Annotated in this window: 10 protein-coding genes; 8 read left to right on the forward strand and 2 right to left on the reverse strand. The window is 37.7% G+C overall.

Annotation, left to right across the window (positions count from 1 at the left end):
* Positions 1–93 precede the first annotated feature (93 nt).
* The 5 genes from BC008_RS26745 to BC008_RS26765 all read left to right on the forward strand — a co-directional run bounded on the left by BC008_RS26745 (position 94) and on the right by BC008_RS26765 (position 7730).
* Positions 94–735 (forward strand): Uma2 family endonuclease, encoded by a 642-nt coding sequence (locus tag BC008_RS26745; protein ID WP_027846559.1) that lies wholly within the window; start codon positions 94–96, stop codon positions 733–735.
* Positions 719–970 carry a hypothetical protein gene (locus tag BC008_RS26750; RefSeq protein ID WP_161938161.1) on the forward strand — a complete coding sequence of 84 codons (252 nt, stop codon included), beginning with the start codon at positions 719–721 and terminating at the stop codon, positions 968–970. Before BC008_RS26745 ends, BC008_RS26750 begins: the two co-directional genes overlap by 17 nt.
* Positions 971–1579: 609 nt before the next feature.
* Positions 1580–4645 carry a PAS domain S-box protein gene (locus BC008_RS26755; RefSeq protein ID WP_058182961.1) on the forward strand — a complete coding sequence of 1022 codons (3066 nt, stop codon included), beginning with the start codon at positions 1580–1582 and terminating at the stop codon, positions 4643–4645.
* Between the two features lie 133 nt (positions 4646–4778).
* The gene (locus BC008_RS26760; protein ID WP_027845384.1) at positions 4779–5240 is read left to right on the forward strand and encodes a response regulator; all 462 of its coding nucleotides are present in this window, start codon (positions 4779–4781) and stop codon (positions 5238–5240) included.
* A 495-nt stretch (positions 5241–5735) separates the two neighbouring features.
* Positions 5736–7730 (forward strand): ATP-binding response regulator, encoded by a 1995-nt coding sequence (locus BC008_RS26765; RefSeq protein WP_036267291.1) that lies wholly within the window; start codon positions 5736–5738, stop codon positions 7728–7730.
* A 125-nt stretch (positions 7731–7855) separates the two neighbouring features.
* Here the strand turns inward: BC008_RS26765 and BC008_RS50770 are convergent, their stop codons facing one another.
* Positions 7856–8101 (reverse strand): hypothetical protein, encoded by a 246-nt coding sequence (locus BC008_RS50770; protein WP_072207669.1) that lies wholly within the window; start codon positions 8099–8101, stop codon positions 7856–7858.
* A 307-nt stretch (positions 8102–8408) separates the two neighbouring features.
* Between BC008_RS50770 and BC008_RS26770 the strand changes: the two genes are divergently transcribed.
* A complete protein-coding gene (locus BC008_RS26770; protein WP_321170063.1) occupies positions 8409–9113 on the forward strand; it encodes a phosphatase PAP2 family protein in 705 nt (234 codons plus the stop codon).
* Here BC008_RS26770 and BC008_RS49710 read toward each other — a convergent pair.
* Positions 9076–9267 carry a hypothetical protein gene (locus BC008_RS49710; protein WP_161938062.1) on the reverse strand — a complete coding sequence of 64 codons (192 nt, stop codon included), beginning with the start codon at positions 9265–9267 and terminating at the stop codon, positions 9076–9078. The two genes, BC008_RS26770 and BC008_RS49710, sit on opposite strands and share 38 nt — an antisense overlap.
* A 112-nt stretch (positions 9268–9379) precedes the next feature.
* On the opposite strand from BC008_RS49710, the gene BC008_RS26775 reads away from it, so the two are divergent.
* Entirely contained in the window at positions 9380–9823 is a 444-nt protein-coding gene (locus BC008_RS26775; RefSeq protein ID WP_153009500.1) for a hypothetical protein, read from the forward strand.
* Between the two features lie 686 nt (positions 9824–10509).
* Positions 10510–11169: a hypothetical protein gene (locus tag BC008_RS26780; protein WP_027845387.1), complete on the forward strand. Its 660-nt coding sequence runs from the start codon at positions 10510–10512 to the stop codon at positions 11167–11169.
* Positions 11170–11274: the final 105 nt, after the last annotated feature.

An 11274-nucleotide genomic window follows, 5' to 3' on the forward strand; every position in this document is an offset into this window, starting at 1 on the left:
AAATTAAAATATTATACCTAAAACCCAAGTTTTAATACTTAGTTTATCAAACCTATTCCTAATCCCTATACCTTAGTAGGAGAAGAAGAAAACATGAAAAATTCTTCAATAACTTCCGAAGAATTCTCTTTAGAAAAATGGATGCGCAATCCTCTTGAGGAAATACAAAATTTAGATAATTTAGATCGTTCAGATAACTTCAATCAATTAAATGAAATTAATTCGGAGCAACTTGAGGAAGGATTCGAAGAAGAACTAGATCCTACTCAGGTAGTACATCAAGAATTTGTTGATTCTAAGGTTATAACCCTTAAACAGCGCCGTATTCAAGGAAATATTTACTATCACTGGCGAAACTTTAATGATTCCCATCAACAACGCGGACAAGTATATACAGATGTACCATGTATTGCTGACGGTGAAGAATGGCAGCCATCTATAGCTTACCTAACGCCGCAATTATTAAAACATTATGGCGAACCAGATATATTTCCCCAAAGTTTTCCGTTGATCGCTGAGATTGTTTCCCTTACAGATTTAGCAGAGGAAGTAATTGCTAAAGCTCAAATGTACTTGCACAGTGGTTCTGAGGAAGTATGGTTAATCTTCCCAGAAAATCGGTGGATTATTGTCACCACATCATCTCAACAGCTAGTTTTTACTTCTGGTGAAATTATCTACACTCAACGAGTACTTCGAGGTTTCACTGCAGCAGTAGATGATTTATTGGTTTGAAGAAGAAGTCAGGAGTCAGGAGTCAGGAGTCAGGAGTCAGGAGTCAGAAGTCAGGAGTCAGGAGTCAGAAGTCAGGAGTCAGGAGTCAGAAGTCAGGAGTCAGGAGTCAGGAGTCAGGAGTCAGGAGTCAGAAGTCAGGAGTCAGAAGTCAGAAGTCAGAAGTCAGAAGTCAGGAGTCAGAATTCGTAGAGACGTAGCATGCTACGTCTCTACAGGAGTGATAAATCAGAATTGAGTAGTTGTAAATCTGTAAAATCAAGGGTTCGAGTCAGTTACTTCATAAAAATTAAAAAAAAACCCCCACTTCTACGTTTAATGTAGATGTGGGGAGGGAAGGGGGTTTTTGTTTTTCGTTTGACTTGATATAACTTTAAAGCACCGATAGTGACAATCTTGTGACAAAAATCTGAAAAAAAGAAGATTTTTGTAAAAAACCCAAAATCTTTTCTCATTTTACGGTTCAATGTGCTTAATTTAAGCTTGATGAGCGATCGTTGGACCCATACAAATATTTTTGGAGTTGAGTTATATTACATTGCGCTCCATTATTCTAAAGCGATGATATAAGGCGTACTCAACTTGTAAGTATTGCAAAACGTACTCTTTACAATACATAGTTTTTTCCCCGGACCCGGTCTTTAACGCCACAAATTTAAGATCCACAATTAAAGATTTATATTAATTACACATCTTTTCAGGAAAAGAAGAGATATGTTCCAGGTATTGGCAACGATCGTAGAATTAATGTACGAGCACTTGCAGGAAGTTTGATTCCTTCGTATCTAGAACGAATTAATCTTATTTCTGCTTGTAACAACTTCGAGAAATCCATTCGAGGATGTCGATGCTTACCACAGTAGCGAACTTATTTCTGTTCATTTGCACTTTGCTTTATTTTGCACTCAAAATAAAACGAAGTGCAACTGCATTGAATTTGCAACCCACACAAGAAAGCGACGCGCCAAATGATCGGGTTTTTCAAGAAACAGAGATTAGCGTAGCTGATTTACATCAATTTTTTAGTAAGTATTTAGGTGAAACTAGCGATGCGATCGCTGTAATAGATACTGAATATAAGTTTATCGCTGCAAATTCTAGAATGCAGCAAGACTTTGAGCAACTTTTTGCTAGAAAACATCAGTTGGGAGTAAACGTACTTGATTTGCTTGCTCACATTCCCAAACGACAAAACTTAGCTGCTACGTACTGGGGTCGCGCGCTCAGTGGTGAGAGCTTCAGTATTACAGAAGAATTCATCGCGACCAATTCTAAGAAACGTTACTATGAAATGAAATTTAGTCCGATAAGAGATAAAGCTAATAATGTTAATGCGGCTTTAATGATAGCGCGAGAAATTACAGAATCTGTCGACGTGCAAATGAGACTTCGTGACAATGAAGCTAAATTATTAGCCGCTCAAAAAGTTGCTCGCGTGGGGACTTGGGAATTTGACGTAGCAACTTATAAAAGTACTCTATCGGAAGAAATTTATCGGATTTGTGGTCTCGAACCTAATGAATCGGAAATAAGTTATGTTGAACTATTATTTTTGATTCATCCCCAAGATTGCTTCCGAGTTAAAGAATTAATCGAACGAGCAATATTCAACGGTATCTATGAAGAAATAGAATTACGGGTTAGACGTCCTGATGGTTCAATCAGACATGTGCTTTCTCGAGGGGAAGTAATAAAGGACGAGCGTGGTGAAGTAGTAAAAATCTTCAGTGCTAACGTTGATATTACTGAGCGCAAGCAAACCGAAGAAGCTCTCCTTTGCGCTCAAGATGAATTGGAAATGCAGGTACAGCAAAGAACAGCACAGTTACGGCATACAAATGAAGTGTTGCGCACGGAAATTAGAGAACGTAACTTATCAGAAAAAGCTCTCCGCGAGAGCGAAGCCCGCTTTCGCCATATCTTTGAATCCAACATGATTGGTATCGGAATGTGGTCGGGTGAAAAAATCATAGATGGTAATTCCGCCCTATGTAAACTTTTAGGATATGAACCTGAAGAATTCCATTCTGGATTAATTAGTTGGCGCGAAATTACCCCAACAGAATACCGAGAAGCAGATAATCGCAGTATCGCCGAAGTAAAAGCTAATGGCTTTCTGAATTCATTTGAAAAAGAATATTTCCGTAAAGATGGTAGTCGTGTTTCCGTAGTAATTGGTGGTTGTTCTATTGGAGATAATAGTTCTCGTGGTTTTTTCTTTGTGTTAGATAATACTTGGCGGAAGCAAGCAGAAGTAGAATTAAGAGAAAGTGAGGAAAGATTTCGCGCCACTTTTGAGCAAGCTGCAGTGGGTATTGCTCACATTGCATCCGATGGAAGATGGTTACGAGCCAACCAGAAAATTTGCGAAATTATCGGCTATAGTCGCGCCGAACTTCTATCAAAAACTTTTCAGGATGTTACCTATCCCGACGATCTCAAAGCTGACTTGGAATGCTTTCAGCAAACCTTAAGAGGTGAAATACCCTCATACTCAATTGAAAAGCGTTATATCCGCCAATATGGAGGGGTCGTTTGGGGAAATTTAACTGTTTCTCTGGTTAGGAACGCAATAGGTGAACCTAAATACTTTATTTCTGTGCTAGAAGACATTACTTCACGCAAGCAATTAGAAGCAGCATTACGCAAATCCATACAACGTTTGCGAAATTTACATGAATTGGATCGAGGAGTGATAAAACAACAAAAACCAAATGAAATTGCGGCTATTGCGATTCATAAACTTGGACAGATATTACCTTGTGCTCGCGTAACTATTAATACATTCGATATCAAAGCTCAGACCGCAAAAATACTAATGACTAAAGGAACTGGCGAACACATCGCCGGTACGGGTTATGAAATAGAACTGCAGGCACTTTCAAATATTATTCAGAAATTGCAGCAAGATGAAAATGATTATGTAACGGGTAACCTTTCCATGATACCCGCTTCATCCCAGATTCAGAATTTACGTTCGGAAGGACTATATAATTTTCTCAGCTTTCCTTTGCGAATTGGAGATGATTTGCTAGGTACTCTAAACTTGTGGCTAGATGACTCTCAAGTTTTAACCCACGAAGAATTAGATATTGCTTGTGAAGTTTGCGACCAAGTTGCGATCGCAGTATATCAGGCTCGTCTCTATCAAGAAATACAGCATTATACTAAGAAACTAGAACAGCGAGTAGCCGAACGCACTGCGCAATTAGAGGAAGTTAATCAAGAGTTAGAAGCTTTTACTTACACAGTTTCTCACGATCTCAGAGCGCCCTTACGAGCATTGGAAGGTTTTGCAACAGCAATCTTAGAAGATTATGCAGAGAACCTCGATGATTTGGGTATTGAATATGCTCAAAGATTAGTCGATTCCGCTAGGCAAATGGATAAACTTATTCAAGACTTGCTAGCCTATAGTCGTTTGAGTCGAGCTGATTTGCATTTGGGTCCTACTAGACTATCACAAATAGTTGCACAAGCAGTCGATTCACTAGAAGCAGAAATTGAAGAAAAACAAGCACAAATTACTGTCTGCAAAGCATTAGGAGAAGTTTACGGCAGTAGTATAGTTTTAACCCAAGTAATCAGTAATTTGATCTCTAACGCCATTAAATTTGTTGCTCCCCACAAGCAACCTGCGATCCGAATCTGGAGCGAAGAACGCAATAATAAAGTCCGTCTCTGGGTAGAAGATAAAGGTATCGGAATTAGCAAACGTCATCAAGAACAAATATTCCATGTTTTTGAACGCTTACATGGTAGTGAAACTTATCCTGGGACGGGAATAGGTTTAGCGATTGTTAGTAAAGGTATGGAAAGACTTGGCGGTTGTGCTGGTGTAGAATCCGAGCTTGGTCAAGGTAGCCGTTTTTGGATAGAAGCTCCAAATCGTGTATTTATTCCTAAAGAATAGTTTCTAATAGATAGATCCATACACAAAGGTAAAAAAAAACTTTACTTTTTGTAGAATTTGTAAATTATCAATAAATAATTAGTAATAAAAATTTAAAATAAATCCTAGTCTAAAAGACTAGTTCCAAGGAAGCATGAGTTCCCACCTTTCCTCAATATTACTTGTGGAAGATAATTCCAATGATGTGCTTTTAATTAAAAGAGCATTTAAACAAGCTAAATTAAAAAATCACATCGAAATTGTCCCCGATGGAGAAGCAGCGATTGCTTATCTTAGTAGAGGGGAACCTTATGCAGATTGCGAACGCTACCCGATGCCAACTTTAATATTGCTAGATTTAAAGCTTCCCCGACGCCACGGCTTAGAAGTTCTCAAGTGGTTGCGACAACAGCCCGAACTGAAACGTATTATAGTAATTATACTTACAGCTTCCCGCGAAAACCCAGATATTGTCCGAGCCTACGATCTAGGAGTTAATTCTTATCTGGTTAAACCTGTTGGTTTTACTAAGTTAGTTGAATTAATAACCCAAGTAGATAAATATTGGTTTAATTTAAATGAAAAGCCGTTGTTGTCCAATGGCTGGAATCCTTAAAATACCCCAATATATGTATTTTTTTTCCAGTTTTGCGCTATAACCTTTTGAACTTTAGTATACTTTCAAAACTCAAATGAGATTTTTAATATTGGTTTATAAATTTAATTAATATCTTATATCTCAGGCTTAATATTCCAGGCTTGTATTTTCACTTTTATCTCAGCCAGACGTAAGCACTGCCACCAAGTATAACTACCACTCGTCGTAATTTAGGTGTAGGACTTCTCTCCCTTAACACTAAATTGTATAATCTATTTATTAGCTTTAAAGCTGATTTATTAAGTCCGCTCGAACCCTGGCAGGTAAAGAATTAATTTTAGAACTCTGGTATTTCAGGTACTCAAGCCCTAAAAAATAGACGCTCTTCGGGTTATACTTTATTGCTCTCGCTCATTAATGCCTACTTTATAAATCACCTCTGAGGCTCTAAACAAAAATTTAAGAAAAATAGCAATTTTTGCCACGCAACTGGACAGATTTTGGAAAACATTTATGGTAGGTGAAAATCTGAGAGCGTTGCTAATTGACGATAACCCAAATGACCGCATGTTGGCATTACGGGAGTTAAAAGAGCAATTCTTCCAAGTAAAGACAACTCAAGTAAGTAATAGTAGAGAATTTGCCCAAGTACTAGAGCAGAAAAATTTTAACTTTGTCATTACAGACTATCAACTTCGCTGGACAACAGGACTCGATATATTACGAACAATTAAAAAAAAATACCCTGACTGTCCGGTAGTTATGTTTACTGGAACGGGTAATGAAGAAATTGCTGTCGAAGCAATGAAGTTGGGTTTGGATGATTATATAATTAAGTCGCCCAAACACTATACAAGGTTAGCAATCACTGTCCGTTCTATCTGGGAACGAGAGCAAGAGCGAAAAGCAAGATTAGAGTTAGAAAAGCGTTACCGCCTTTTATTTGAAGGTGTACCTATTGGTTTGTATCGTCTTACCCCAACCGGAACAGTTTTAGAAGCAAACTCGACTTTGATTAAATTGCTTGGCTATCAGGACGGGCAAGAAGAATTATTACGAAATCAAAGAATAGATTTTTATGTCGACCCCACAATCTACCTTGAATGGAAAGCCAAACTTGATACGGTTGGGATTCTCAAAAGTGATGAAGTTCAGCTTCGTCGCTGGAATAATGAGTTAATTTGGGTGCGTCATAGCGCTCAAGCAATTCGTAGTGAATGGGGTGAATTACTTTACTATGAAGGCGTAATTGAAGACATAACGCAGCAGAAACAAGCAGAAATTGAGCGCAACCAACTTCTGGAGCGCGAACAAGAAGCTCGCGCCGAGGCAGAAGCAGCCAACCGCATTAAAGACGAATTCTTAGCTACACTTTCTCATGAATTACGGACTCCACTGAATGCAATTCTTGGGTGGGTGCAAATTATTAACCGCCCTAAAATCGGCCCAAAACAAATGGCTCGCGGTCTGGAAATTATTAAACGTAATTCCAAAACTCAGGCTCAATTGATTGATGATTTACTGGATGTTTCGCGAATTATTCGCGGTAAATTAGAATTGCAAGTTGCACCAATTGACCTAGGGAAAGTAATTAATGTCGCATTAGATACGGTGTCTTTATCTGCTCGTGCCAAAAGAATAAATTTAAGATTTGAGAAAAATTCAGACTTAGAAAATATTTATGGCGATTTTTCTCGCTTGCAACAAGTTATATGGAATTTACTAGTTAATGCAATCAAATTTACACCAATTGGAGGTACGGTTAATATTAATCTCGAAGAAATCCAAAGTTACGCTCAAATCCGAGTTATTGATACGGGGATAGGAATTGAAGCGAAGTATATTCCCTATATCTTTGATCGTTTCAATCAGGTAGAGGGGACTTCCAAACGCAAATATAGCGGCTTGGGATTGGGGTTAGCAATTGTGCGCTACATAGTGGAAGGGCACGGAGGAGAAGTGTTCGCTGAGAGTCCTGGTAAAGGCAAAGGCAGTACATTTACCGTAAAGTTACCCCTACCAGTTACCAGCGATACTAGCAGTAAGGAACAGCCGTTTTTGTTAGCAGATCCCTTAAATGAGTTTCCAGATCTGAGTAATTTAAATATACTCTTAGTAGAAGATGAGGATGATTCTCGTGAGTTTGTGACGATAGTGTTGGAACAATGCGGTGCAACAGTTACTTCCACAAGTGGAGTTAGAGAAGCTTTGGAAGCATTCGATCACCAGCCTCCGGATATTTTAATTAGCGATATAGCTATGCCAGAAGAAGATGGTTATGATCTAATAAGTAAAATTCGTCAACGGTTGGGGGAGAACGAAGCTAAACTTCAGGGAAATAAAACGCGCCTACCATTCGCGACGGTCGCTTTAACCGCTTACGCCCAAGAAGAAGATAAACAAAAGACTCTCAATGCTGGGTTTGATCTACATCTATCTAAACCTATCGACCCGACAGAAATAGCTGTAGCAGTTGCTGAGTTAGTTTTGCTAAATCGAACAAACTGATAGAGATTGGCTCTTTAAATTCAAGGTTTTCTTCAAATATGAACTTTACTGAATGCAGGTGTGCTGACACTGACAGATGTATCTTTCATACAGTAAAAAAAGTATTTTTTATATAAATCCTGCTTTCAAATCTCCTTTATAACTGTTGGGACTTTCCCCACACCCCACACTTTCCATTTCTCCTCCTCTTCTCTTATCCTTAAAAGAGGTGCAACTAACTCAGATTTAGGTTTAGTACTACCACATGTACTTACAGCTAACTCCAGCCTGAAATTTGGCATTTCCTGACGACAATGGATGCATAACCAATAAGTTCTACCTTGAGCAATATGACGTAATAACAGGTTAGAACAACAAGGGCAAATATTCATATTTAATCATTAACTCAAATTTAATCTATTAGTAATTTAAGTTTAAGAAAAATAAGGGGATCGTTTATCTGTCTTGAAGACTAGGGTTACTCATCGAGAGATATAAACACGAAGTTAGGAATAAAAAATAGTAGAATTCTAGTTATGGTATAAGTTTAATATCCTTTGATAAAACGACTAATCATTACCCTTAGTCTTACAGTAATTTCCAAACTTAAGAAAATATTAAAAAAATATATTTTCAAAATAGCTACACCAAAACCATATCAATTTTTTCTTATAGACCTTTTATTTTTCATGCATAATTATGCAAAATTTGCTCCGCAAACTAATTGACTTCTGGTTTTCTCGCGTACATCCTCATTTGATTTCTCTGATTGCTACCGTTGGAGTTACCGGTTTAGCTACTTGTTTATTAGTTATTTATCTTTTAGCACAACTTTCAGAAGAAGTTTGGGAGAAAGAAGCCTTTGCTTTTGATAAAGCCATTTTGTTATGGATACATCAGTATGCTAATCCCACATGGGATAGCATCATGCTTAGTATTACAAAAATAGGCGATCCGATCATACTTGTAACTGTCGTCGGCGTTACGTTTATTACGCTATTGTGGAAAAGGTATCCCCAAGAAGCCAAAATATTTGGTTTTCATGTTCTTGGAGCTACAGTTCTCAGCTATAGTTTGAAATTCGCTTTTAGCAAACAACGCCCGCAACTTTGGGAGCAATTAATTACGGAAAAGTCTTACAGCTACCCCAGCGGTCATGCCTTAGGTTCAATGGTATTGTATGGTTTTATAGCATATTTGCTCGCTTCCCATTACCCAAAATTTGCCATCATCATCTATAGTTTCGCCGTTATTTTGATTGGCGCTGTAGGTTTAAGTCGGCTGTATTTAGGTGTACACTGGCCCACGGATGTGTTTGCTGGTTACGGGGTCGGTTATTTGTGGGTGATGTTTTCTATTACTGTGCTTAAGTTACAAAAATTACGACAGCCTTCTGAGATTTAGCTTCTAGCGATCGCCTTAGAAGTCCATCAAGATGAGTAATTGATAAAGGTGTTTGTTCTTGGACTATATTAACACTCAGTAAATCTACTGGAATTTGCAATAAGCTGATAGATATATCTTTCCAAAGGAAGTAATTATTGATTGGGATATCCAAAAAACTATAAAAACTTTATTTACAATTCGAAAAACGTTACATTAACCACAATATTTTAGCCAGCGCAGTCTTAAGAATAAAATACGAAATTGGAGAAAAGGTCTTACGGTTTATGAAATATCTGCCCATGAAGTATCCTTGGTTCAACTTACTTCGTAAAACTATACTCGTAACCGCTTTGTGTACATTGATATTTTCTGCAGCTTCTTGTACCAACACTCAAACAAATCCACCCCCAAGGGAATCTGCTTCTACACCCACACCTACTGAAACCCCCAACTCATCTCGGAATCAAGAATTACCGTCAGATGTCCAAAGTGCAGTTTTAAGCGATGCAGCAAAGCGTAGCAGTAAAACCGTAGCCACACTTCGGATAACTGAAACGCAAAAGCAAAGTTGGGGGAATAGCTGCTTGGGTTTAGCACAACCTGGAGAAGTTTGCGCTCAAGTAATAGTTCCCGGTTGGAAAGTTGTAGTGAGTGACGGACAACGGGAATGGGTTTATCGGACTGATGAGTCGGGTAAGCAGGTGAAACTAGAAGATTTGCAAACTTAAGAAAAAGTAGAACGCGAATCAGTAAACTATGTTAGATTCTTTCTTACTTGTTTTTCGATACGCCTATCTACAAAAACTTGTATATTAAACCTCTGCAGATTTGTCAGTGGGTAAATCCTGTAAATATTCTACAGAGCCTGCAGTTTCGGCTTTGCTTATGTCAGTCGCACGAAGTATGTAAAGGAATAATAAATCTCTTTCTAATGATGGAATCAGAGGTACTAATTCGAGACTAATCTAAATAAAGAAACTACTTTATATTACTAAATTTTGGCTTGCGCTTATTTTTTGTTATTAACTAATAAATTAATAAGCCGTGAATCTTAGCTTAAATTGAAATGAAATGTTTATGCCGTGGCTAAAGCGCTTAATTACTACTTTGTTTGCCAATTTTGAGTTCAATTTTAACTGGGGTGTTATTAATTTTTACTATACTTGCTTGGAAGAATAAATACTAGTCTGTTGTTAGGCGGCTTCATTACTCTTTGATTGCATTTGTATCCTTGGCTTTTATTCCTTTTTTAGCTTATTGGAATTTACTGGGATTCCACTTTTAAGTAAGCTCTGTATTTAGTTGAATCGATGGCATACATAATATTATTAGCGTTCGCACCACTGTTATATAAGGATAGCCAAATAAACAATTAGAGAGATTGCATAAGCCAAAGTTGAGGTGAAAATTACTGGTGCAAAAAACATTAGAGTTACGCTGGTTTGTAAAAGGTATACCTCCTACAGTAGTACGACACTGGTTTGAGGTTGAATGTCCGGGGGAACTATTCCCACAAGTCGAAGTTAGAGAAGATTTATATTTTCACGGTCACGTTAAGAATTTTCAGAAATTTCGCTTACTTAACCTCGACCTAAGGAGAGATGAAGAATTTAATCTCAAATCGCGTCAGGGAAATTTAGAGCTTAAACTACAGCAGCAAGAGCTAGGAACCCGTGATTTCAGCAATATAGATGGTAAGACAATATGGAAAGGGAATATCGAACAATGGTGTAAATGGGTTATCGATAACTTAGAGAGTGAGTTTTATCTCAACTCCATTAAGATAATTCCTAAAAATTATTGGATTCCCGTCCATAAAGAACGTCAACAGCGTCAAATTCAGGATGTGAAAAGCGAATTAACTTTAATTAGGGTTGAGAATTCTTTGTGGTGGAGTATCGCTTTTGAGATGATACAAGATGAGAAGAGTAGACAAAAAGATAGCTATTTCTACCGCGCAATTAATTTAGCTAGTCAAACTTATTGCGGACCGGAACTATCAACTCATAATTCTTATGGCTATAGTCGCTGGCTACTTCAGCTTAAAAAGGGATTGCTACAAACTATTCCTTAAGAATAAAAGTATTTTTTTACTTAGGGCTTGCTGAAAAAGTAAGATACAGATTGATTCGTTATTCGAGGAAAAACAAAAAATAAGTTTTGAACATATTAAGGCAAC

The sequence above is a fragment of the Mastigocoleus testarum BC008 genome (assembly GCF_001456025.1).
GTDB classification, from domain to species: Bacteria; Cyanobacteriota; Cyanobacteriia; order Cyanobacteriales; family Nostocaceae; genus Mastigocoleus; species Mastigocoleus testarum.